The organism is Neobacillus driksii (genome assembly GCF_013409995.1).
Taxonomy (GTDB): Bacteria; Bacillota; Bacilli; order Bacillales; family Cytobacillaceae; genus Neobacillus; species Neobacillus driksii.
On sequence record NZ_JACCBX010000001.1, the window covers coordinates 44,456 to 69,841 of the forward strand.

16 protein-coding genes are annotated in these 25,386 nt (G+C 39.5%); 15 read left to right on the forward strand and 1 reads right to left on the reverse strand.

Annotated features, from left to right (window positions below):
* Window positions 1-14: 14 nt before the first annotated feature.
* Entirely contained in the window at window positions 15-2,444 is a 2,430-nt protein-coding gene (locus tag F4694_RS32585) for a M60 family metallopeptidase (protein ID WP_179594914.1), read from the reverse strand.
* Between the two features lie 417 nt (window positions 2,445-2,861).
* On the opposite strand from F4694_RS32585, the gene F4694_RS00310 reads away from it, so the two are divergent.
* The 15 genes from F4694_RS00310 to F4694_RS00380 all read left to right on the forward strand — a co-directional run bounded on the left by F4694_RS00310 (window position 2,862) and on the right by F4694_RS00380 (window position 25,384).
* Window positions 2,862-5,132, forward strand: coding sequence for a helix-turn-helix transcriptional regulator (locus F4694_RS00310; protein ID WP_179594915.1), 2,271 nt, complete (start codon window positions 2,862-2,864; stop codon window positions 5,130-5,132).
* A gap of 309 nt (window positions 5,133-5,441) precedes the next feature.
* Window positions 5,442-6,425: an ABC transporter permease gene (locus F4694_RS00315; protein WP_374757392.1), complete on the forward strand. Its 984-nt coding sequence runs from the start codon at window positions 5,442-5,444 to the stop codon at window positions 6,423-6,425.
* Window positions 6,426-6,433: 8 nt separating this feature from the next.
* Window positions 6,434-7,306 (forward strand): carbohydrate ABC transporter permease, encoded by an 873-nt coding sequence (locus tag F4694_RS00320; protein WP_063254371.1) that lies wholly within the window; start codon window positions 6,434-6,436, stop codon window positions 7,304-7,306.
* A gap of 80 nt (window positions 7,307-7,386) precedes the next feature.
* A complete protein-coding gene (locus tag F4694_RS00325; protein ID WP_179594916.1) occupies window positions 7,387-8,922 on the forward strand; it encodes an extracellular solute-binding protein in 1,536 nt (511 codons plus the stop codon).
* An 87-nt stretch (window positions 8,923-9,009) separates the two neighbouring features.
* Window positions 9,010-10,902 (forward strand): DUF2264 domain-containing protein, encoded by a 1,893-nt coding sequence (locus F4694_RS00330; RefSeq protein WP_179594917.1) that lies wholly within the window; start codon window positions 9,010-9,012, stop codon window positions 10,900-10,902.
* On the forward strand, window positions 10,902-12,104 hold the full coding sequence (locus F4694_RS00335) for a glycoside hydrolase family 88 protein (RefSeq protein WP_374757397.1): 1,203 nt from the start codon (window positions 10,902-10,904) through the stop codon (window positions 12,102-12,104). The genes F4694_RS00330 and F4694_RS00335 overlap by 1 nt, the downstream gene beginning before the upstream one ends.
* A 26-nt stretch (window positions 12,105-12,130) precedes the next feature.
* The gene (locus F4694_RS00340; protein ID WP_179594918.1) at window positions 12,131-12,769 is read left to right on the forward strand and encodes a YesL family protein; all 639 of its coding nucleotides are present in this window, start codon (window positions 12,131-12,133) and stop codon (window positions 12,767-12,769) included.
* Window positions 12,770-12,810: 41 nt separating this feature from the next.
* A complete protein-coding gene (locus tag F4694_RS00345) occupies window positions 12,811-14,502 on the forward strand; it encodes an alpha-L-fucosidase (protein WP_179594919.1) in 1,692 nt (563 codons plus the stop codon).
* A 23-nt stretch (window positions 14,503-14,525) separates the two neighbouring features.
* On the forward strand, window positions 14,526-15,800 hold the full coding sequence (locus F4694_RS00350) for a Gfo/Idh/MocA family protein (RefSeq protein ID WP_179594920.1): 1,275 nt from the start codon (window positions 14,526-14,528) through the stop codon (window positions 15,798-15,800).
* Window positions 15,801-16,065: 265 nt separating this feature from the next.
* Window positions 16,066-19,245: a polysaccharide lyase family 8 super-sandwich domain-containing protein gene (locus F4694_RS00355; RefSeq protein ID WP_179594921.1), complete on the forward strand. Its 3,180-nt coding sequence runs from the start codon at window positions 16,066-16,068 to the stop codon at window positions 19,243-19,245.
* 270 nt (window positions 19,246-19,515) lie between these two features.
* Window positions 19,516-20,247 carry a GntR family transcriptional regulator gene (locus F4694_RS00360; protein WP_179594922.1) on the forward strand — a complete coding sequence of 244 codons (732 nt, stop codon included), beginning with the start codon at window positions 19,516-19,518 and terminating at the stop codon, window positions 20,245-20,247.
* A 293-nt stretch (window positions 20,248-20,540) separates the two neighbouring features.
* Window positions 20,541-21,590 carry a LacI family DNA-binding transcriptional regulator gene (locus F4694_RS00365; protein WP_179594923.1) on the forward strand — a complete coding sequence of 350 codons (1,050 nt, stop codon included), beginning with the start codon at window positions 20,541-20,543 and terminating at the stop codon, window positions 21,588-21,590.
* 84 nt (window positions 21,591-21,674) lie between these two features.
* Window positions 21,675-22,949, forward strand: a complete 1,275-nt coding sequence (locus tag F4694_RS00370) for a Gfo/Idh/MocA family protein (protein ID WP_179594924.1) — start codon at window positions 21,675-21,677, stop codon at window positions 22,947-22,949.
* A gap of 174 nt (window positions 22,950-23,123) precedes the next feature.
* Window positions 23,124-24,377 carry an ABC transporter substrate-binding protein gene (locus F4694_RS00375; protein ID WP_179594925.1) on the forward strand — a complete coding sequence of 418 codons (1,254 nt, stop codon included), beginning with the start codon at window positions 23,124-23,126 and terminating at the stop codon, window positions 24,375-24,377.
* A gap of 86 nt (window positions 24,378-24,463) precedes the next feature.
* Window positions 24,464-25,384: a carbohydrate ABC transporter permease gene (locus F4694_RS00380; RefSeq protein ID WP_308806258.1), complete on the forward strand. Its 921-nt coding sequence runs from the start codon at window positions 24,464-24,466 to the stop codon at window positions 25,382-25,384.
* The last annotated feature ends 2 nt before the right edge of the window (window positions 25,385-25,386 follow it).

Here is a 25,386-nt window from a genome sequence, read left to right on the forward strand (position 1 = left end):
TAGTTGATTATTGTTTACTCGTATTCTCTTAATGTCTCAACAGCAACTTCAGGTTCTGGTAGATTTAGAGCATTTACCTTTTGAATTCCTTCTTCTGTAAGACTCCAACCCCACTTCTGGTAAAAAGAAACAAGGTTTTGGTCGGCTATTTTGGAAGTCATAAATAAAAGCATATCTTTCTTCTGCTGGTCTGTTGTTGGAAGCGTACTGCTATCAAGCTCACGATAGGCTTTATGCAATTCTGTATAGAAGTCCCAGCCATATGCCAATTGAAGCTGTTTAAAGAATACTAGCTGATCCATCCCATCCAAGTCTGTAAATTTCTTCGAAGGGGAAGGATTTGCAATAAATTCCAGTGCTCTGTCATAATGGGATTTCCCATCTGCACTTTTTTGGAGCAGCCTTTTTACATCTGTAAATTTTTCCTGGATAAAAAGGGTATAAATATTCACTGAGACTTCTGTAATGTCACCCCATTTCCAAGGATTTTGCTGGTATTCATGGCCCATTTCGTGCCAAAAGCCCCATCCTCTTACCAAGGCCAATTCTGGATCGACTACATGGGAAGCCGCCGGGTCAATTGGAATCATGATTGGGTAGCCTGCATGCATATAGCCTGCGCTAATCTGAACATCTGCCACATATCGGTGCTGTCTATCGGGACTTTTATGAGGGACTGGTAAATCAGACGAGATACCGACGAAAGTATTGTAGCTGGAAGTAATGGAATCCCACTGTTCCATGAGTGCCACTGGATCCTTAATGGTTAATAAAGCTTCTTTTGGCAATGTGAAAATAACGTGCTCACCTACAAGTTCACCCCAAGGGGCCGGATTATTTTTAATCGAATTGTGCCATTCCTCGTTTGATGTCTGTCCTTTTACAAAGGTTGGGGAGGCAACGCCGCCACTTATATGAATAGAGGTTTGGGTATTTGCCTTTGCTTTTTTAGGAATAAGATAGACAAGGCCGCCATAAGGGCTTTTTATTTGATTTGTTCCAGGTTCAAGCTTTTGTTGCAATGCGACCACCGGCATACGGCTCCAGGTAGGTTTTCCTGTTAACACATCCGTGTGCGAACCGACTTGAACATACAAATCCTCTGTTCCCTCTGGGACATCAATGGTGATTATGCCTCCTGCAGGGGCATAAAGACCTGTACTGATCCAGTTCCCTGGAGGATAACCCATTCTTAAGTGGCTAAGATCTTCATAATCAAAATCGACTTGAATTTCTTTGTTATTAATCAAAGGTGCATCCTGTGGAACCGGGCCCGGAAAGTGGTCGGCATAGGGTGATTTTTCACCATTTGGATCTAAGGATGCTTCGTTCACTTGATAGGCCAAGAGTGCACTTGAATAAGGGAAATCGCTCTTAATAAATGGCCATGTAACAGTGAGTTGACTTAAATCAGATAGGACCTTCTGCTGAAGAGGGTGGCCCTCTATTAAGCCGGCGATGGTTCCACTGACAATTTGAGCAATAATTTCTTTCTTTTTAGTGGATGTCGCTCCTTCAGGACCAATATCAAGGGTGCTAACATCCAATGATCCATTTTCAATCGCCTTAGCTTTATCAATAAGTGCAGGTACATAATAATTTTGTGCTTTTTCATAGGAGAGAGGTGGCAGTGTTGCTGTCTTTGTGGTTGCTGTAATATTTGTTAAGGATAGGCCAACTTCATTGAGGAATTTTTGAATACCGTAATCGGAAAGGTTTGGTTTACTGTTTTCATTCGCCATCCATTCTTTCGGATAACCTTCCATTACCCAGCCTTTTTCTCCGAAAATTACCGCTCCCCCCTGCTTCACATATTTAATCAATACTTGTACTTCTTCATCTGATAGAGGCTGATGAAAATTGTTAACATAAACAACCTGGTGTTTTAACGGATTTAACTGAATGGATAAGAAATTATCTACGTGTTGTAGTACTATTGGCAAATCGTGACTAACAGGGATATCCCGATTTGTAATCATTGTAATTTTCCCTTTGCCTTTTAAAGCGTCCTCGTAGGTTAAATGAACGGGTAGGACTTTATCCTTATCTGTCACCCATTTTAATATGTTACTAGCAACAGCTGTTTTTGTTGAATCTGTATTAGTAAAATCAAAATACTCACTCATACCCGCTGCTACTACTCTACCTTTACCAAATCTAGCCGCACCAATAATGGGAACCGTTTCGGGATTAATCGCAACAGCAAAGGCATTCTCACCGATGGCGCTTACACCACCTGCATGAGAACTGGAGTAACTAGGAAATCCTTCTATCCCATTATAGAACCTTGCCAAATCGTTTTTTATTTGTTCCTGAGTAGACTCGCTCAATTCCTTCGCTTCTACGGTGCTTAATGCCTGTACTTCGTTGTTGGCAAGGGGAACAATAGTGGGGCTTACAGCTAGACCACCGGCGAGCAGTACTGTTATCATATTTTTTTTCACGGTATATTTCCCTCCTATATTTGTAATGTTGTAGTGATGTTACTACCAGTTTATGCATTATAATTGAGTCAAAATGAAAGAATGATAGGGTGAACTGAAAAATGGTCTTCTAGTAAGTTATTCTTATAGATGTTATGATATAATTACCAGTAACTTCAACGTAGCACCCAAATCGTTCATGAAAAGCAACTTACTAATTTTTAAACGAACCCTCCTTTGTTTCCCTTTTTGTAAGTGTTTTCACTGTAAACTAAATTAACATCATCAATAGCGGAAATCAATTCTAAATTTTCAAAAAATACAAAATGGTAAATTACGCCTATTTCTCTTTAGTATGTATTCTGATATTTTCGTGAAAAGACGCCATTCAAGGGAAATCTTACAGACCATTGCGTTAATAATATTAAGGAGGTAAAAATGAAAAAGAGAAAACTATTTTGGCAGATGCTGATGTACTTCGGTGTTTTTATTATTTTATTTTCCTCCGTTACCACCTTCCTTTTATACAAAGACAGCAGTGAAGTGTACCAAAAAGAGAGAAGTCAGCATCAGAAAATTCTGCTGGAGCAGGCGAAAGAAAGTATTGATACTAGAATCCAGGTAGCTTTTAATGCCTTGATGCAGCTGCAAAATAGCCAGGAATTTAAAGATTATATTAGGCCAAATCAAAAAGATGAATATTACTACCGAATGCTGCAAGTATTGAAACAGTTGAAAATCAATAATTCTGCATTTGCTAATTTTGAATATAAAAGCGGGATACTGAATCTTGCAGATAACGTAGTCGTCACACAAGATTCAACGATGAACAAAGACTTGTTCTTTAAGGAATTAGGATTTTCTAAGAAGAATATTGCAGCACTAGAGGAATATGTACATAAATCAACCCCGCAATACGGCAATCATCAAGTCATGATCCTTTCGAACGAAAATAATAGTGAGTATTTAACTTTAATTAAAAAGGAAACAAGTTTTCATAACGTAGAAACATTGTTCTTTATTTCTTTTTATGCAAAAAGCTTTTTTTCCTTTGTAGAAGGAGAGGGCAAGGAAGGCTTTGGCCTGGTAACAAAGGATGAAATAAAATATTTGCAGACCGACTTAGAATCCGCCAAGGTGGAGGAGATCCTTGCACCTAAGGAATTAGCTAAATTGGATGAGCTTAGTTTTGAAAACGGTTCTGTCACATTGGGAAAGGCAAGGTATGATATTCATCTTACACAGTCAGATATTCTCAGTAATTTAAATTATGTTTATTTTTCACCGAAACCCGCTTTAATTACAGCGATGAAAGAGGTGTATGTAAAAGCCTTTTTGATTGGCCTTTCGTTGTTAGCAGCAGGAATTCTATTAGCAGCTTATTTTGTGAATCGGACGTATCGACCGATACAACATATCATTCATCATTTGTCCCAATACCAAAAATATGAAGGGAATGATGAACTTTCTTTTATAAAAAGCACGACCGATCAAATTAGCACAATGAATGAAAATCTGAAGCAGACCATCGAGCTCAATAAGCTGCCGCTCAAACAGCAATTCCTCAACGAAATGGTTGTAGGACCCATGAATCAAAAAGAGTTTACAGAAAAACTAAACCGCTTTCACCTAAAGGTCAAACAGGAGGACTTGAAGGTTATCATCATTGAGGTCGATTCCAATGTCGTGCTTCAGGAAAGACTTTCTAAAGAGGGGATCCTGACGGTAAAGCAGCAAATCCTTGGCATTCTTAAAAAAGAAATTGAGCCGATGTTTGCCTGTGAATTATTTGAATATGGCTATGAAAAAATCGTGCTGATCATTCATCAGGAAGATGTGGAAAATATTGTTTTAAAACTGGGACAATTATTCTCGACGATGAACAAAGAATTAGAGCTTAATATTATTACAGCTGTTGGCCAGCCTGTTGCAAAATTGGAATATATCTATCATTCATTTGAAAGTGCACTGAAAATCTTAGAGAGTAAATTCGCCTTGGAGCGGAATACAGTTCTCTCCTACGAGGATTTTAAATATTTGGATCAGACCAACTTTTATTTTCCGTTTGAAGTCGAACGGAGCTTAATTCAGCTAGTTGTTCAGGGAAACATTGAAAAAGCGGAAATAATACTGAATCGTGTTCTTGATGAAAATTTACATTCTAAGAAGCTGACAAAGAATGCACTCTCCCAATTTGTATTTGCGATCAGAGGAACGATTAACCGGATATTGCAGGCGGCCAATAAAACATCGAAAGAGATTTTCGGTGATGAAATTTCCACCTTTCATTTTGAGCTTCAGCAAATTCATGATAAAGACCAACTAGAGGAAAGAATCCGTTTGATCTTTTCCGTGCTGTTAACGCAAATCAGTACGACGGAGAGTAAGGAAGAAACGTCAATTGCGACGAAGTTTTTGAAGTATATTCAGCAAAACTATGAAAAGGATATTTCTCTCCATGACCTCGCTGACGAATTTGGATTATCTACCAGCTATATCAGTACCATTTTTAAAAATCATACCGGTGAAAATTATAAAGATTACTTGAATAAATATCGAATATCCAAAGCACAAGAAATCTTAGAAAATAGAGAGATAAAAATAAAGGAACTGGCCGGAATGGTAGGCTTCAACAATGTAAACACATTCATCCGTACATTTAAGAGATATGTAGGACTGCCGCCGGGACAATATGAGAAAAGCAGTTAATTTTTTGGCATGGAGAGGATTTAAACATCCGGTTCATGCTTTTTTTATTGGGCTGTCACGTTGATGGTTGTGAAAATAGTATAATCATTTTTTTAAAATATCTACAAAACTTTCAAAATGGAAGAAAACAAAACCGCTACATCACTCGGTTTTTCTAAATTAAGTGAATATTCGCATATGTATCTTGAAAAATGAAGATAGAAACCTGACCCTCGATTTTTTATGATGAGAATTAACAGAGATAAGGAGGGGGATTTTCATTTGGATAAAAGAAAGCGCATTCACTGGGAGTAAACGGAGGAAGGATGGTTGCAGTTGAATAGTCCATTGTCAGAAGTAAAAGAAACGAGTGCACAAGCAAACCGATCGGAATTTGCTTTGAAGCTGCAGGCCGTAAAAACGATTGTCTGGCGGGATAAATACCTCTATTTCATGTTAATTCCGTTTATTCTATGGTATTTAATTTTCGCATATAAGCCGATGTACGGTTTGCAAATTGCATTCAAAGATTATAGCTTATTTAAGGGGATAACAGAAAGTCCCTGGGTGGGATTTGAAAATTTTGAACGTTTTTTTCGCAGTGAGTATTTTATCAGAAACTTAGTGAATACGTTTATGATCAATTTTTGGGGATTAATTTTTGCTTTCCCTGCACCCATTATTCTCGCATTACTGTTAAATGAAGTAAAAAATGTGATGTTTAAAAAGACAGTGCAGACGATTACTTATCTTCCACACTTTATTTCAGTTGTCATCATCGCAGGTATCGTCACCAATTTTCTAGCGCCAACGAATGGGATTGTGAACATTATCATTGAAAAATTTGGGGGAGAAAAAATCAATTTTCTTGCGATGCCGGAATTCTTTCGCACCATTTATATTGGATCGATGCAGATTTGGAAGGATGTAGGCTATAGTGCCATTATTTATTTAGCGGCTATTGCCGGCATCAATCCGGCCCTTTATGAGGCAGCAAAAATGGATGGGGCGAACAGGTGGAAGCAAATGTGGCATATCACCCTTCCAGGCATGCTGCCAACGATTATGATTTTACTAATCTTAAATCTAGGCAGCTTTCTTGAAGTAGGTTATGAATCAATTATTCTGTTGTACCAGCCTGCTACCTATGAAACAGCTGATGTGATTAATACCTATGTTTACCGTGCGGGTCTTCAAGGCGGAAATTATGAGGTAGGGGCAGCGGCGGGCTTGTTTAACTCTGTGGTAAGCTTAATTTTAGTAGTCCTAGCCAACCGTTTAAGTAAAAAAATGACGAACGTCGGATTATGGTAGGTGATGAGATGAAACGATCATTTTCTGAAAAACTATCGTCGATCTTTATTGCAACAATTCTAATTTTGCTATCCATTGTTTGTTTATATCCCTTTGTATACGTCTTTTCCGCTTCATTTAGTTCGGGAAACGCTGTCATTACGGGGGAAGTGTTACTGTTTCCGAAGGACATCACGCTTGATTCCTATAAGTCGATTTTAGCAAAAGAGGGGTTATGGCAGGCTTATGGCAATACCGTTTTCTATACCGTAGCCGGTACGGCGTTTAGTATATTGTTGACCATTTGCGGGGCCTATCCCCTGTCGAAAAGCAGACTTGTGGGCAGAACCTTTGTCGCCTTTTTTATCGCATTTACCTTGTGGTTTGGTGCGGGGCTTATTCCGACTTACTTAAATTTTAAAGAATTGGGGTTACTGGACACAAGGACAAGCATCATTGTCGGATTTGCCGTTTCAGCCTTTCTGGTCATTCTCTTGAGAACCTTTTTTCAATCCATTCCTGATTCATTAGAGGAATCAGCTAAAATGGACGGTGCCAATGATTTGCAAATCCTGAGGCACATCTATTTACCATTATCCAAGCCTGCCTTAGTGACCGTAGGACTCATTTATGCTGTTGGTAAATGGAATAGTTACTTTTGGGCGATGGTTCTTTTAAACGATGAAAGTAAGATACCGCTGCAGGTACTGCTGAAAAAAATGATTGTCGAAATGAGTTTAAATGAGGAATTGACAGGTTCGATGAATGCCGCCAATGCAATGTCACAAGAAACGTTTATTTATGCCACTATTATTGTGTCGATATTGCCGATTGTGTTGGTTTATCCCTTCCTTCAAAAATATTTTGTGAAAGGTACAATGATTGGCGGGATAAAAGAATAATTTTTTCATCGGGTAGTGAATGAATAGCATCTATAATGAAAGCTTTAGCAGGTAAAATTTGAAAATCGGGGGGCAATAAAATGAAAAAAAGAAAATTAATGGTTCCTTTACTTGCAAGTATGATGATGTTAGCAAGCGGGTGCAGTGATGCGGCTTCCACCAGCAACAAAGACAAGGATTCGAAAAAGGATGGGAAAGTCGAAGAATTAAAGGTCTTTATGCATGCATCCAATGGTTATTTTATTTTCAATGACGATTGGGCCACTTTTAAAGAAGCCGCTGAAAAGACGGGAATTAAACTAAAAGGTACGGCACCAAAGTCGTCTACCAACAGTACAGAGGCGTTTAACTTGATGATCGCTTCTGGCGAGATTCCGGATTTGGTTCACGGTCAAAAGAAATACTTAAATAAATATGGTATTGAAGGTGCTTTTCTGCCGCTGAATGATTTAATCAAAGAACATGCGCCTAATATCCAAAAGTATGTAAAAGAGAAAGAAGGATTCTTAAAGGCTAATCAGGGACCAGACGGAAAGTTGTATATGGTTCCATATATTTCTGATGGATTGGTAGCGGAAACGTATTTTATCAGGCAGGATTGGCTCGATAAGCTCAAGCTTCAAATGCCGCAGACGGTAGACGAGTTTTACAACGTTTTGAAAGCGTTTAAAGAACAGGATCCGAATGGGAATGGGAAACAAGATGAAATCCCTTATTTTTCGGAGGATAATATCCTTGGTCTGGGTACGTTATGGGGAGCCTTCGATGGCCTTTACCTTGAAAATGGAGAAATTAAATATGGACCATATGAAGCGGAGTTTCAAACGGCAATGGAAAACCTATCAAAATGGTATAAAGAAGGGTTAATTGATCAGGAAATTTTCACCAGGAAAAAGGCGAGGGAATATTTGTTAGGTAATAACCTTGGCGGGGCATCCCGTTATTATCCTGGAAGTACAGCAGGCTACAATGATGCCTTAAAGGATTCTATTCCAGGTATTAATTTTATTGTGATGGCTCCGCCTGAAAATGTAGACGGTAAACGAATTGAGCCGACAAAACGATCTGATTATGGAAATAATCTGGGGGTTGCCATTAGTGCACAGGCCGAAGATCCTGAAAAAATTATTAAGTATCTCGACTTTTTCTACAGTGAAGAGGGCCGAAGACTGATGAACTATGGGATTGAAGGCGAAACCTATGAAATCAAGGATGGTAATCCGGTGTTTACTGACAAGGTTTTGAAGGCGAATGATGGGAATATTGTTGAAAACCTACGGTCTTACGGCTCTCAAGTTCCGTTCTCTTTCCATCAAGACTTTGAATATGAAAAGCTATGGATGAATCCAATTGCGGTGAAAGGGATTGAGGAATATACAAAAGGGAATTACTTTGCCGAACAAATTCCGAACTTGACATTTACGGAGGAAGAAGAGAAAGTCCTTACAGATATTGGAACGCAAATTACAACGTATAAAGACGAAACGGTGCAAAAGTGGATCATGGGGTCAGAGCCTGTGAACCTTGAAGTATTCAAAAAGCGTTTAGATGAAATCGGATTTAAAGAGTATATCAAAGTTTACCAAGATGCTTATAAGCGTTATCAAGATAGCTAAGTTCTTCATTTAGATCGATGACCCTGAGGTGTTAGTTCTCCACTTCGAACTAACACCTTCCTTACATGCTGAGGATAGGAGAAAAATATGAAATATAATCAAATTCCGATAATGGAAAATCCGCTAAAAACGAGAAAAGATGTTATGGAGGCAGTAAGACAGCTTTGTCTGCCATTGGTTGATTTTTACTCAGACGGTAAGTCTTTATTAGATGTTGGCAGAACAAGCGCCATCTCAAGAAATCAAGTTATTCAAATGGAGGGATTTTCACGGCCGTTATGGGGGCTTGTACCTTTTTGGAAGGGCGGCGGCGAATGCCCTGTTTTAGAGGATATTTATCTGGAAGGGATTCGGAACGGCTCCAATCCGGACCATGAAGAATATTGGGGACCGATTACCGATGTTGATCAGCGGATGGTAGAGATGGCTGCTCTCTCGCTGGGGCTGGTTCTCGTCCCGGATAAACTGTGGCATCCTTTAACTGACCAGGAAAAGCAAAACTTGTATCAGTGGTTAAATCAAATAAATGAAAAACAACCTGTCGATAATAATTGGCTATTTTTTAGAGTAATGGTGAATACCGCGTTTGATACGTTGGGGTTACCCTATGACCAAAATCTTCAAGAGAAAACGTTAAAGAGATTAGAAGAGTTCTACTTGGGAGTTGGCTGGTTTTCAGATGGCAAAGCCCCGCAGGTTGATTACTATATTCCGTTTGGGTTTTATTTTTATGGGCTTATTTACGCAGAAGTCATGAAGGATAAGGACCCGGAACGTTCTAAGAGATTTAAAGACCGGGCAAAAGTTTTTGCGAAGGACTTTATTTATTGGTTTTCCGAGGATGGTTCATCGATCCCCTTTGGCAGAAGCCTAACCTATCGATTTGCTCAAGGGTCATTTTGGAGTGCACTGGCATTTGCCGACTTGGAAGTTTATTCATGGGGCGTGATGAAAGGAATTATTCTGCGCCATTTACGCTGGTGGCTAAGCAAGCCAATCTATCATTCAGATGGTATTTTAAGCATTGGGTATGCTTATCCAAATTTAATTATGGCGGAAAAATATAATGCCCCCGGTTCACCCTATTGGGCGCTTAAAAACTTCCTTCTGCTTGCTTTGGACGAAAATCACCCGCTCTGGGCAGCGGAAGAGGAACCGCTGCCTGAACTGGAAAACATGAAAGGTTTGCTTCATCCGAACATGATTATTTCAAGGGATGGAGACCATGTGTATGCTTTGACCTCCGGACAGTATGCGTTATTCGAACCTGCCCATACAGCGGAAAAGTATGCAAAGTTTGCATATTCCACAGCCTTTGGATTCAGCGTGCCGAAAAGCAACTATGATCTGATCCAGGGAGCGTATGACTCGATGATTGTCTTCAGTGAGGAAAATATGTATTATCGCGGGCGCAGAAAATGCGAAGAAGTAAGGATGGAGGACGCAGCCATTTTTTCACGCTGGAAACCATGGAGTAATGTAGAGGTGGAGACTTGGCTGATTCCGCTGGATGGGTGGCATGTAAGAATTCATAAAATTCAAACGGAAAGACAGCTTATTACAGCTGAAGGCGGGTTTGCGATTGCCCGTGAAAAGGAAATCAGTCTTCAACACTTCCATACGGAAGTGGTAGATGATGATGGTATTGCTACACTTTGCCCTTGGGGTCTTAGTGGAATCATAAATTTATTTGGAGAACGTTCGTCTTCATTAGTAGTGGCTGACCCAAATACAAATGTGCTACATTCTTCTACTTCGTTCATTCCTACTTTACACGGACAAATTAACCCTGGCACGCATTTATACGTAACAGCCGTCACAGGTCATTGTGATTTGGAACGTGGAAAATTCCTTTGGGAACGTAAGCCGGGGTTCATTTTAAGAAATGACCATCTGATCATTGTGAGCCATGAAAATAAAGAAGTTTACGAGATTAAGGGAATTGTACCGCATCAACTGTTAGAGGAGGAGAGAACGTGATGATTAAACAAATCAATAAAATGGTTACAGATGAAGGAATTCAGCGAAAAGATCGGTATGCATGCATGCCGGAATTTTCAAAAGAGGATGCAGAAATTGCCATTCGACATGTGTTAAAAAAAATAGACCAAAAGCTCCCGCGATTTACTGAGCAATTCCCTGCCCCCTGTACATCAAACCTTCGCTATGAAGCAACCGAAAATCTTGAGTGGACGCCGGGATTTTGGACAGGAATGCTATGGCTTGCGTACGAAGTCACGGGTGATCCGAAATACCGTGAAGTTGCGGAAATTCAGTTGGCTAGCTACCGGGAAAGAATTGAAAAAAGAATGATGACCAATACTCATGATCTCGGTTTTTTATATACCCTCTCCTGCATGGCTGCATATAAATTGACGGGTAATCAGGAAGCACGGACGCTTGCCTTGAAGGCAGCAGACCTCTTGCTTGAAAGATTTCACGAAAAGGCCGGAATTATTCAGGCGTGGGGAGATTTAACCAATCCGAAGCAGCGTGGCCGGATGATTATCGACTGTAATATGAATTTGTCGTTACTTTATTGGGCTTCAGGCGAAACCGGCGACCTTAAATACAAACAAGCTGCCTATCAGCATATTCTCCAGGCATTTCACTATATTGTCCGCGATGATGCGTCTACATACCATACGTACTATATGAATCCGGAAAGTGGCGAACCAATAAAGGGCGATACACACCAAGGATTTTCCGATGAATCCTGCTGGTCACGAGGGCAGGCTTGGGGAATATACGGCTTCCCCTTGAGTTATCTCTACACAAAAGATGAACAGTTCCTCTCCGTGAGCAAAAAATTAACTCATTATTTTCTCAATCGACTGCCGGAAGATGATGTCTGCTACTGGGATTTGATTTTTACCGAGGGAGAAGAGGAACGTGATAGTTCAGCAGCGGCAATCGCAGCATGCGGATTACTAGAAATGGTCAAACAGCTTCCGGTTTTGGATGAAGACCGCAGGTACTATGAACATGCAGCCATAAAAATCATTTCTTCTTTATCAAAGCAGTATGTCTCAAGTGAAGATGAGGCAGAAGAAGGTGTATTGCTTCATAGTGTGTACAATAAAAATTTCAGCCACGGAATCGATGAAAGCTGTATGTGGGGCGATTATTTTTATTTTGAAGCGCTTGTCAGACTGACGAAAAACTGGACACTATACTGGTAGTTTGAAAGGAATGGGTGGTTTTCATCATGGAATTAAACGGGGTAATCGGCAGGCTGTATAACGGAATGGACTGGATTGCAAAGCTCGTATATGTACAATTTCTATGGCTTCTTGGAAGTGTGGTGGGTCTTGTCATTGGCGGGGTTTTTCCTGCAACGATGGCCATGTTTGCGGTGCTCAGGAAGATGATCCAACACGACGAGGAATTTTCCTTTTTCAAGACGTTTTGGACCCGTTTTCGAAGGGAATTTTGGAAGGCCAATGCATTGGGCGGAATCATCACCCTTTTAGGGTTTATCCTGTATTTCTATCTCATTTTTCTAAAGGCACATGGTGGTGCAGTTTCGTTGATTCTTTATCTCCTTGTGCTGTCGATTACCTTTGTCTTTTTGATTACGAACCTGTTCTTAGGTCCGGTTTTTGTTCATTTTCAGCTGCGTTTCTTTCAATATTTGAAAATGTCACTTTGGTTCTGCCTTTCCTGCCCGTTTCATGGGATTTCCATGATCGGCGGGCTTGTCGCATTTTACTTCTTTATGACGTATATCCCAGGCCTGCTGCCATTCTTAAGTGTAAGTTTATTGGCATGGTTTTTGATGTTCATGGCAAATCTCGCCTTTGAAAATGCAAAGCAGGAAGAAGCTGGAGAGAAGCGATCAATTTGAAAATGCTATTTTAGCTAAATATAGAGGAAAAGGGTGATTCTATGAAGGAACTGATGGTAGAAAATAGGAGTTCGGTCGACTGGTTTACTGATGCGAGATTCGGGATGTTTATTCATTGGGGGTTATATGCTGCTATCGGTAAAGGTGAATGGGTGATGTACGGCCAAAAAATTCCCGTGAAAGAGTATGAACAGCTTACGGAGACATTTAATCCCAATCTATTTAATGCGAAGGAATGGGTAAGTTTGGCTAAAAGAGCAGGGATGAAGTATATCGTCATTACCGCAAAGCATCATGATGGTTTTGCAATGTTCCACTCGAAGGCAGACAAATTTAATATCGTAGATTCTACTCCATTTGGCAGAGACCCGCTAAAAGAGCTAGCCGAGGAATGTGCCCTCCAAGGGATGAAGTTGTGTTTTTATTATTCCCATGTCATAGACTGGCATCATCCTCATTCCATTCATGACTCTGCTAACAATACATGGGATTATCATTTGGAAGAAAAGGCCTTTTATCACTATTGGAACCGTTTGGTCAAACCACAAGTCACAGAACTTCTAACACAATACGGCCCCATTGGTCTTATATGGTTTGATACCTCAGGTGGTCTTTCCAAAAAAGATAGTGAGGAAATGGTTCAATTGGTCAAAAGCCTTCAGCCTGATTGTCTAGTGAACAGCAGGGTCAGCCATTGGCCAGATTTTGGAGATTTTCAATCAAAAGGTGATAATGAGATCCCCATGAGTGGGGAAGATACAAAACCTTGGGAAACACCGATGACATTAAATAAATCCTGGGGTTACAGTGCCGGTGATGATCATTATAAATCTACAGATTCAATCATTAGGAAAATGGTAAATATTGCAAGCAAGGGAGGGAATCTGCTTCTTAATGTAGGGCCTGATGAGCGTGGGGAAATTCCAGAACTTTCAGTAGAAAAATTGAAGGAAATCGGAGACTGGATGGATAAAAATGGCGAAAGCATCTACGGAACAAAGGGAAGTCCATTTCCCTATGAGTTTGATTGGGGAGCAGTAACGGTAAAAGAAAATAAAGTTTTTCTTCATATTCATAATCAGAAATGGTCATCCGGTTCGTTACGCATCAATGGCTTTAAAACTAGGTTACATCAGGCCTATATTCTTTCAAATCCTCAACAGAAGATTTCTTTTATGCAGGAGAATCGTGAAAATGAGGGCTTATACCGTTTGCAATTGGAGCTACCGGAAGAACCTCCATGTCAACTTAGTTCGGTGATCGTTTTAGAATTAGCCGAAGAATTAAAGATTGACCCTGCTTTCATTGAACAATCCGGTGTCATTAAACTGGATTTCGGTCATGCAAAAATAGAGAGGGAACAGCAGCAAAATGCTGCCGAATGGCAAGTGAAAATTGCTGAGAAAGGGAAGTATGAAGTTCATCTTATCACCTATAAAAGAACAGGTGTAGACTGGAAAAATGAATTTGCAGATAGTATGAAAATAGCAATTGGGAATGAGTCAAAAAGCGTGATGCCAAATGAGGATGATATTATTGAAGATTCGGAGACTTGCCAGCATCCATATACCGAAATTCACAGTCATTTAGGTATCTTTGAGATCGAACGACCAGGACTCTACTCCTTACGACTACACTCTAGTAAAGTAAGGGAAAAACCAAAAGGACCGGAGATTTGGCAAGCAGCTGCGGTAAAACTCAGAGCTGTAAAAATGATAAAAATGGAAAGCTGAAAACGAAGGAGGTAGAGTTTAAGATGAAGCCAATGACCGCTATCATAATTGGGGCAGGTGACAGAGGGCTAAGAGCTTATGCTCCATATGCGATAGAGTATCCGAATGAATTAAAGATTATCGGTGTGGCAGAGCCGAATAGTGAAAGAAGAATAAAATTTCAACAAGCACATCATATTTCTCATGAACATTGCTATGAGAACTGGGAAGACGTATTGAATCTTGATAAGAGAATTGCAGATATTGCCATAATCTGTACACTTGACCGCTTTCACTTTAAACCGACCATGAAGGCATTGGAGTTGGGTTATCATGTTCTTTTGGAAAAACCGATGTCCCCCGATCCAGTGGAATGCATTGCGATGGAACAAGCCGCCAAAAAATACAATCGACAGCTTACGATCTGCCATGTATTAAGGTATACCGAATTTTGGGCGACGATTAAAAAGATGATTTCTCAAGGAGAAATCGGTGAAGTTGTTTCCCTGCAATTAAATGAAAATGTAGAAGTGATGCACATGTCTCACAGCTTTGTACGCGGTAATTGGAATAATAAAGAAAAATCGAGCCCGATGATTCTGCAAAAATCTTGTCATGATATGGATATTATATCTTTTGTGCTGGGCAAGGATTGTAAAAGGGTTAGTTCCTATGGATCCCTTATGCATTTTAAGGAAGAAAATGCACCCATCGGAGCACCAATGCGATGTTTAGATGGCTGTCCTGCCGAACTGGAATGTCCTTTCCATGCTGGCAAGTATTATCTTGGTGAAGGCAAAGGATGGGCAAGGAAATTCACAGAAGACCATACGAATGAAGGTATCATAAAAGCATTGAATGAAACACATTATGGAAGATGTGTATACCGCTCCGATAATAATGTTGTGGACCATCAAGTCGTAAATATGGAATTTGAGGGCGGAGCAACAGCGACCTTTAGTATGTGTGGCTTTACGAGGGAACAAACACGGATGGTCCAAATTATGGGGACAAAAGGCGAGATACGTGGAAACATGGCAGAAAACAGTATTTCCATTTTTGATTTTCTATCAAAACATGAAACCGTCATCCACTTTAACAAGCCGATTGGAGGACATGGCGGAGGAGATAAGGGCATCATTCGAACGTTTCTGAGTGAAATTCAAAATGGCAGCAAACGGGATAGTGTTTCTTCCGCATCGGCATCGGTAAGAAGCCACCTAATGGCATTTGCAGCTGAGGAATCAAGGTTAAATCATGGTCAATCTATTGCGATTGAAGAATATTATCAGCGTTTGGTTGAAAATATTCAATTATAGTCTTATTTAATATGATCACATGTTACTGATTCGATCAGGCATGGTGGTACAGTTGAAAGAATTTCAATTCTTTTGATTTGTTACCGCATGCCTTTTTTTGTTGATGTAAAGAGGGATCTAAAAATATGTGAAAGGAGGTGGTAAATGTTTTTCAATGGGGTAGGGGATATAAAAAAAATCATCGTTTATTAAAATAGGAAAATAAACAGCTTTCTATCATTATTTTTAGGAAATACAAAACAGGGGAATGTTAGGAGGAATTTGTATGAACGAATGTTCGAAAAAGAGGTTGGTCACTTTGGTGTTTGCTGCGTTTTTAAGTTTGTTGCTAATGGTCAAGTTCGAAGGAACAGCTAGTAAAATAGTAAAAGCAGAAGAGCCTGAACCTATACTTAATCTCGCATCAAATAAGCCAGTGACTTATTCGGGGGTTGAAGGTGGTAAAGTAAACGGTAGTTGGAAGTATCCACAGTTTGTAGGGGAAAAAGCGGTTGATGGAGACGTAATGACGAGATGGTCTGCGGATAAAATGGATAAGCAATGGCTCGTTGTAGACTTAGGCCAGGAGCAACCTATACAAATGGTTACAATCCAATTCCATGCAGAGAGCCCTGATTACGAGGTGCAGGTTTCTGCTGATGGTATCACTTATCAATCAGTGTTTAAAGAATTGAATGGTTCACAAGGGGGAGCGGTCACGAAGAATATTTCTTTTGAAGCCAAGAGTGTTAGATATGTTAAGTATTCTCAGAACAAACAGTGGAGGCATGCTTCAAATGGTCAATATTATGGTTCATCGATTAAGGAGCTTGAAGTTTTTAAAGAAGTACCACAAGTAACCGATGTACAACTAGAGGATACTGAAATCCAGTTAACACCTGGCATGCAACAACAACTGACTTATACTATCACCCCTGGATATTTGACTTCAACTGAACAAGTTGAATGGGCATCTTCTAATCAGGCGGTTGCAACAGTCTCTGAAAAAGGTCTCGTTCGTGCGTTACATGAAGGAAAAGCGATAATCAGTATCACAACATCGAATGGGAAAAAAGCAGAGGCAATGCTAGAGGTTGTGGCTGAAAAAGCTCAATATGTTCAAATGCGCAATCGTTGGAGAGAACAATTGGTCGGACCAGTTGATTTAAATACAGAAGATAAAGATGTAAAATCATACGTAAACAAGCTTTCCGCCACAGCAGAAGAACTTTGGGCATCGTTGAATAAAGATGACAATCGAATGTATTTATGGCCAAGACTTTCAACTGATACCGTATCAGCAGATTATACAACGCAGTTCAATCATTTAAAGAAATTAGCTTTAGCATACAGCATAGAAGGAAGTACGCTTCAAGGGAACGAAGCGCTTCGTAATGATTTGTTCGATGCATTCGATTTCATGGTCACAACGAAAAAATATAATGGCAGCTATTATACTGGGAATTGGTGGGATTGGCAAATCGGGAGCACACAACCATTTGTTGATGCTCTGATTCTTCTCCGAGACGAACTATTGAATACGCCGGAGGGCTCAAATCGTTTGGCGATGTATGCGAATGCAATAGGTGGGTACGCCTCTGATCCTGCAAAACAATGGCCATCGTACACAGCTACCGGTGCAAATCGTACTGATATTGGAATTTCAGTATTGGGGACCGCCTTATTAACAGAGCAAGATGCCAAGATGGAGCTTGTACAACAAAAGGTTCCTGACGTATTCAAAATGGTTAAATCAGGGGACGGACTTTATCAAGATGGATCTGTTATCCAACACGTGAACCATGCGTACACGGGAAGCTATGGGAATGAGTTGTTGAAAGGAGTAGGGCGCATCCAGTCGATTGTAGCAGGGACGGAGTGGGAAATGAAAGATGCTTCAATCAAAAATGTCTTTCAGACGATTCGAAATGGATATATTCCTCTCATGTACCGTGGGCAGATGATGTCAATGGTCAATGGTAGAAGTATTTCACGAGCACCATTCACCAATCCATTCACAACTGAGTATGCAGCGGGTTCTGAGACAATCGCCAATACATTATTGATCAGCCAATTTGCTAGTATGCAAGATCAACTATACTTTAAACAAGCCGTAAAATCTTGGCTGACAACGTCAAAGAATGCCTATAATTACTTTGAGAACGCACGTGATTTAGGAGCTTTGTTAGCAGCGAAGGAAGTGGTAAGCAATGATTCAATTATTGCTGCAAATCCGTTCAAAGGAATGAAAGTATACGGTTCTATGGCGCGAGCTGTACAAGTGAGAGATTCGTATGCTATCGGCATCAGTATGTATTCAAAACGCATCGCCAATTATGAGTATGGCAATACAGAGAACAAACATGGATGGCATACCGGAGACGGGATGCTGTATGTATACAATCACGATTCTAAGCAATTTAATGAGGGATATTGGCCAACTATAGACCCGTATCGTTTACCTGGGACAACGGTAGACACGAAACCACTGGCAGACGGCGCCGCACAATCGAAGACCTCGCCGCAAACATGGGTTGGTGGTGCGACCAATGGGCAGATTGGTGCAGTCGGTATGTACTTGAATAAAACGAATCTTCAACTCGGTATGGATTTACGTGCAAAAAAATCATGGTTTTTACTAAACGACTCTATTGTCGCCCTAGGGGCAGATATTCAGGGACAGACGGAATATTCGATTGAGACCATTGTAGAAAATCGTTTGGTCAAAGACGAAGTGTTTAATTTGAATAATAAACAAATATCTAATGAAGCTCAAACTATTGATTTAGATGAACACGCTTGGGGGCATTTAGCCGGTAAGACAGAAGAAGAGAGCATTGGCTACTATTTTCCTCAAAAGACATCTTTAACAATTCAAAAAGAAACAAGAGAAGGGAAATACGCCGATATTAACGGATACTTCAATAATGACCAAACCTATACAAATGATTATGTAAAATTACTGATCAATCATGGACAAAACGTAAAAGATGCAACCTACGCTTATGTACTACTCCCGGGGCAATCAGCACATAATACGAAATTGTATGCCAAAAAGAACACTTTAGAAATTCTTTATAATAATCCATCAATTCAAGCGGTTAAAGAACTAGAAAGCGCTACATTACTAGCAAATATTTGGTCGGAGAATGGTGGTACTGTGGATGGGATTACAGTAGATAAGCCTGCTTCTATCGTCACGACAGAGGAAGATGGCAAGCTGGTCATTTCGATTTCTAATCCAACGCATTCAGACACGCAGATTCAGTTAAATATAAATCGTGATAATATTACGCTGCTTTCAAGCGACGATACAGTAACACAAACCGAGAAGGGATATGAAATAGATACGACCGGAGCAGCCGGTTCGACGCACCGACTCGAGTTCAAGGTTCCTGAACTCGAAAAGAAATGTCACCCACCTAAAAGTAAAAAAGCCGATTCGAATGCCTACAAAGGATGTTAATGATAATTTTTAAATCCGACATGGAAGTTTTTCATGCTTGGATTTAGATAAAATGGCTCTGTTTTAAAAAAGAATAACTTCTTTAAAAAAGTTTAACATTTAAAACAAAGTCAAACGATTAGATCCTCCTAAGTCTTGTTATTTAGGAGGATATTTAATTTATTCATATTAATAACTAATAATCACGTTTTCTAAGTTGTTGGGTTGATTGTACAAGTACAGGTGATATAATTTAGTTTAATAAGTATGTTTTGGAGGCAAGGTTAAAAAATGAAACCATTGCAGCATGAAAGTTTAATTCCGCTATATCATCAATTAATGCAAAGATTGAAGGATTCGATTGAAAAAGGGCATTGGACTTCTGGTGATAAAATTCCATCGGAAAATCAGTTAATGGATCAATTTGGTGTGAGCCGAAACACAGCAAAAAAAGCGATTGAGGAGCTTGTACAGGAAGGAATTCTATACCGAATTCAAGGAAAAGGGACATTTGTGGCAAAGCCGAAATTGCAGCAGTCGTTGATGGGATTCTACAGCTTTAGCAAAGTATTAAAAGAGAAAGGGCTGAATCCAAAGGATATCATATTAAAAATAGAAGAGGTCAAACCTACTGCAAAAATAAGCGAGGCACTCCGACTTGGAGAAAATGAGAATGTGATTGAAATGAAACGCCTCCGCTGTGCCAATGATGAGCCATATATTTTAGAATCATCTTTCATTCCGAAGCATGTTGTATCTGATATGGAGCAGCTTAAAAAAGTGGGCGAAATATCTTTATATGATTTATTTGCGCAACAATTTAATACGGTAGTGACGAGAGCAAAAGAGGCATTTGAACCTGTTCTTATCCGTCCTGACGAAAGTGAGCACCTTGAAACGGAAGAAGGCCGTCCGGCGCTGTTGCTGGAACGAACAGCCTTTGATTCCAACGATGTGCCGGTTGAATTTTGTATTTCTATTGTCCGTGGCGATCGCTGCCGCTTTTACACCGAACTAACATAATCATTGAAAACTCATAGCACTGTGTCTATGAGTTTTTTGCTAATTTCAAAAAAGAAAAATTTATTTCAACTTGATGGGTTGACAGGTCATTAGGAGAGGAAGTATATTCATATTAGTTAAAATTTTCAGTTAAGAGTTGAAGTTTTTAATATCCTGTACCAACAACCCATTCATTTAATCTGTGGTTATGGAACTTTACAAAAGAAAGTAAAACCTCTCTTACAAAAGATGTTAGAATTTTGTTATTCTATTAAAGAAAGCGCTTAAGTGTTTAGCTAAGAGGTGTTTAATTCGTGATAAGATTAAAGGATATTGCAGAGCATGTCGGGGTTTCGATTTCAACGGTTTCGAGAGTCATTCAAAATGACCAGACCCGAAATGTTAACCAGGAAACAAAAGCAAAAATTTGGGAGGCTGTTAAGGAGTTAGGCTATGTCCCAAATCAGCATGCTCGAAATTTAGTAACCAACAAGCAAGAAAAGAGTAACACACGAACAATGAAAATTGGCTGGGTTGCCAATCCAAAACAAGCGGAAACCAACCCTTATTTTGCCAATATTTATACGGGTATTCGTGATACATTAGCCAATCATGATTATACCCTGATTAGTATCACAAAGGATGAGATTAATAACGAGGCACTGCTCCTTAAGACCATCCACGAATTAGGGATTGAAGGTCTGCTTCTAATCGATAAGATTGATGATAGCCTGATTGAATATATTCGACAAAATATACCATTAGTAGGACTGGACTTTTACTATACAGATAAAAACATAGCGATCGTCGATTACGACCGTGTGGAAGCTATTAAAAAGGTGGTCCAGTATTTAGGTAATCAAGGCCATCGGGAGATAGGGTTTATTGGTGGAGGTGTAAACGAAGGTTTCGAAGATTTACATTCCGAATATCGTTTTAAAGGCTATCAATTGGCAATGGAAGAAGCTGGATTAGCCATTCATCCTGAATGGATCATTAATACACAGTGGAAAATGGAAAACAGCTATGAAAAAATGAAAAGTCTGATTAAACAGGATCCAGCGCATCTACCGACAGCCATGGTTTGTGCCAGTGATTTAATGGCTATCGCTGCGATGAGAGCGGTCAGAGAAAACAATCTTCGCATTCCAGAGGACATCGCTTTCTTTGGGGTCGATAATATTGAAATGGGCAAATATTCATCACCACAGCTATCAACGGTTGAAATACCTAAATATGAAATGGGAAAAATGGCAGCCAAAACGATTATGGAAATGGTGGAGGGGAAAATTAATCTACCAATTAAGCTTATCTTGCCATTTGAAATAGTTCTTCGTGAATCAGCAAATAAAAAACGAACCTAATCGGTTCTTTTTTTACAACACTCTGGAAAACGTTTGGATAAAATCGGGAAAATATCTGGAAAATGAAGGGTAGGAGAGTTTAACATGAAACCAATGACGGCAATCCTTATCGGAGCAGGTGACAGAGGGGTAAGAGCTTACGGGCCTTATGCCTTAGATTATCCGAATGAATTAAAGATTATCGCTGTGGCCGAGCCGAATCGTGAAAGAAGGACGAAATTTCAGCGAAAACATCAGATCTCCAATGAACATTGTTATGAGTCTTGGGAAGAGGTATTAAACCAAGATACAAAAATTGCAGATATCGCGATTATTTGTACACTTGACCCCCATCACTCTAAGCCGACGATGAAAGCATTAGAAATGGGTTATCATGTTCTCTTGGAAAAACCGATGTCTCCAGATCCGCTGGAATGCATTGCTATGGAACAAGCGGCCAAAAAGCATAATCGGCAACTTACAATTTGCCATGTCCTAAGGTATACAGAATTTTGGGCAGCGATTAAAAAGATTATATCTAAAGGAGAAATCGGAGAGGTCATATCGCTGCAATTAAATGAAAATGTGGAAGTGATGCATATGTCCCACAGCTTTGTCCGCGGCAATTGGAATAATAAGGAGAAATCAAGTCCGATGATCCTTCAAAAATCTTGCCACGATATGGATATTATATCGTTTGTCATGGGCAAAGAGTGTAAACGCGTGAGTTCCTACGGGTCGCTTATGCATTTTAAAGTAGAAAATGCCCCGGCTGGAGCACCGCAAAGATGTTTAGATGGCTGTCCTGCTGAACAAGATTGTCCATTCCATGCAGGCAGATACTATCTTGGAGAAGGAAAAGGCTGGGCCAAAAAATTCACCGAGGATTATACAAATGAGGGCATAATCAAAGCATTACAGGAAACACCATATGGAAAATGTGTATACCGCTCAGACAATAATGTAGTTGACCATCAAGTGGTCAACCTGGAGTTTGAAGACGGAGCAACCGCGACATTCAGTATGTGTGGCTTTACGAGAGAGCAAACGCGGATCGTGCAAATCATGGGGACAAAAGGAGAAATCCGTGGAAATATGGAGGAAAATAGTATCTCCATCTATGATTTCCTCACCAAGCATGAAACCGTCATAAAATTTGACACACCTGTTGGCGGACACGGCGGCGGTGATAAAGGAATCATGAGAAAATTTCTTCGCGAAATTCAATATGGAAGTAAAAAAGATAGTGTTTCTTCCACATCTGCTTCCGTAAGAAGCCATCTTATGGCATTTGCTGCTGAAGAATCGCGGTTACATCAAGGGAAATCTATTAATATTGATGATTATTATACTTGTTTAATAGAAAAGGTAGAATCTTAATGTGTTTTAAAAATAGAAAGAGCAATGTTGTTAAGGGGGTGGTAATCGTTTATTAAAAGATCACGCTATGAGTAATGTAAGGGCTATCAAGGGGGAAATTGTTATTGTTCCATAGTGTTTTAAGAAGTATTTTGTTAGAAATCTACTAAACTTTATAGGAGGAAGGGAAACTTAATGAAAAAGTGGCTAATAATGCTTTTAACTGTCATGTTAGGATTACTTGGGTTAGCAGGATGTAGTAATGGCGAAACGACATCAGGTGACGCAAAAGATGATAAGGTTGAAATTACCTATGGGGTATGGGGAAAAGCACAGGTTCCTGTCATAAATGATGTTATTAAATTGTTTAATGAAAAACACCCAAATATTAAGGTGAAAGTTGAACTAACTCCATATGGTCAATACTTTCAAAAGCTTGAAACAGCAGCAACAGGTGGTGCAATGCCTGATGTTCTTTGGATGAATGGCCCTCATATTGCTCAGTATGCTGAGGGGAAGGTAATTATCCCACTTAATGATCTAATAAAAAAAGACAATTATAGCTTAGACAACTATCCGAAGTCATTGGTTGATCTTTACACTGTCGATGGAAAAGTATATGGAATTCCAAAAGACTTTGATACAACAGGTTTGTTTTATAATAAAAAAATATTTGATGAAGCAGGTATACCGTATCCAGACGATACTTGGGATTGGAATAAATTAAAGGAAGTGGCCGAAAAGCTAACTAATAAGGATAAAGGAATTTGGGGCTTTGGAGCAATGATGGAAAATCAAGGTGGATATTATGACTTGATTTGGCAAAATGGCGGTCATATTCTTTCGAAGGATGGTAAACAGGTTGGATTTGATACTCCAGAGGCTATTGAGGCTCTAAAATATAATATTAGTTTCATTAAGGAAGGACTATCACCTACACTGGCTCAAATGACAGAAACAGCAGCTTCTGAATTATTCATTTCAGGAAAACTTGCCATGAAGTTAGATGGTTCATATATGGTGCCAGATTATAGAGTTAATCCAGACATAGACGTTACCATCCCACCAAAAGGAAAGAATCGTGCAGTTTCTATTCATGGTCTGTCCAATGTAATTGCTGCCAACACAAAACATAAAGATGCTGCATGGACATTTGTGAAGTTTCTAGGTTCAAAAGAAGTTGCTGAAGAGTTTGCAAAAAGTGGCGTGGTTATTCCTGCATATAACGGTTCACAGGACATGTGGTTGAAATCCGTACCGAATATGAACCTTCAGGTATTTATTGATGCTTTAGAATATTCCAACCCACTACCAAGTGTGAAAAGTACTGGAGAGATCTGGCAGTATGAAACGGATGTTCTTAAGAAGGCTTGGGCCGGGGAAGAAAGTGTAGAAGATGCCGTAAAAGAATTATCGAAAAAGGCAAATGAGGCGTTATCTAAGAATTAAAAAAATTGAAGAGGAGAATTTAGTTCTTCTCTTCTTTTTTCTAAAAAGGAGGGAATATAGTGAAGGAACTTCCTCTACAGGTCGAAGTGAAATCGAAAAAAGTTTTTAAGGTTTCAAACTTGACGAAAACAAGGAAACGATCCGATTATTTTTGGGCTTATCTCATGATTGCTCCAACCATGCTAGGCTTGTTTATTTTCTACCTATGGCCAATCGTTCAGACCTTTTATTTTAGTTTCACCGAATGGGGAGCATTTGGACAATATGAGTGGACGGGGTTAGATAATTATAAGCGGATGCTTGAGGATACAAATTTGATAAAATCGTTTAAGAATACGGGGATTTATATTATTTTTACTGTCCCAATCGGGATATTCTTATCAATACTTGTAGCGGTACTCTTAAATCAGAACATTAAGGGGAAATCTGTTTATCGCACATTGTATTTTTTACCCGTTATTACCATGCCCGCTGCCATCGCCATGGTTTGGAAATGGCTTTATAATTCTGATTTTGGTCTACTAAACTACCTTTTATCCTTATTCGGAATCAAGGGTCCGCAGTGGGCAAGTGATCCGAAAATTGCCTTATATTCGATTATTGTAGTAGGCATCTGGAGTGGCATTGGTTATAACATGGTCATTTTCCTTTCGGGACTACAAGGGATTCCAAAGACGTATTATGAAGCAGCAGAAATGGATGGAGCAGGGCCATTCCGAGTGTTCTTTACAATTACCATGCCGCTGCTCTCCCCAGTCATTTTCTTTGTTAGTATTATGTCTTTAATTGGGGCATTTCAAGTGTTTGATTTAATTTTCATGATGATTGGAAAAAGCAGTACAGCCTTGGAAAATACGCAATCGATTGTTTATTTATTTTATCAGCATGCGTTTGTATTAAACGATAAGGGATATGCAGCAGCGATCGCGGTTCTCTTATTAATTGTTATCCTGATTATCACAGCAATACAAATGGTCTTACAGAAAAAATGGGTTCATTATGATTAAAG

Bases quoted from the DNA above. Each gene is read 5' to 3' on its own strand.
- F4694_RS00310 (WP_179594915.1), top strand. From the start codon at position 2,862: ATGAAAAAGAGAAAACTATTTTGGCAGATGCTGATGTACTTCGGTGTT.
- F4694_RS00320 (WP_063254371.1), top strand. From the start codon at position 6,434: ATGAAACGATCATTTTCTGAAAAACTATCGTCGATCTTTATTGCAACA.
- F4694_RS00325 (WP_179594916.1), top strand. From the start codon at position 7,387: ATGAAAAAAAGAAAATTAATGGTTCCTTTACTTGCAAGTATGATGATG.
- F4694_RS00330 (WP_179594917.1), top strand. From the start codon at position 9,010: ATGAAATATAATCAAATTCCGATAATGGAAAATCCGCTAAAAACGAGA.
- F4694_RS00335 (WP_374757397.1), top strand. From the start codon at position 10,902: ATGATTAAACAAATCAATAAAATGGTTACAGATGAAGGAATTCAGCGA.
- F4694_RS00340 (WP_179594918.1), top strand. From the start codon at position 12,131: ATGGAATTAAACGGGGTAATCGGCAGGCTGTATAACGGAATGGACTGG.
- F4694_RS00345 (WP_179594919.1), top strand. From the start codon at position 12,811: ATGAAGGAACTGATGGTAGAAAATAGGAGTTCGGTCGACTGGTTTACT.
- F4694_RS00350 (WP_179594920.1), top strand. From the start codon at position 14,526: ATGAAGCCAATGACCGCTATCATAATTGGGGCAGGTGACAGAGGGCTA.
- F4694_RS00355 (WP_179594921.1), top strand. From the start codon at position 16,066: ATGAACGAATGTTCGAAAAAGAGGTTGGTCACTTTGGTGTTTGCTGCG.
- F4694_RS00360 (WP_179594922.1), top strand. From the start codon at position 19,516: ATGAAACCATTGCAGCATGAAAGTTTAATTCCGCTATATCATCAATTA.
- F4694_RS00370 (WP_179594924.1), top strand. From the start codon at position 21,675: ATGAAACCAATGACGGCAATCCTTATCGGAGCAGGTGACAGAGGGGTA.
- F4694_RS00375 (WP_179594925.1), top strand. From the start codon at position 23,124: ATGAAAAAGTGGCTAATAATGCTTTTAACTGTCATGTTAGGATTACTT.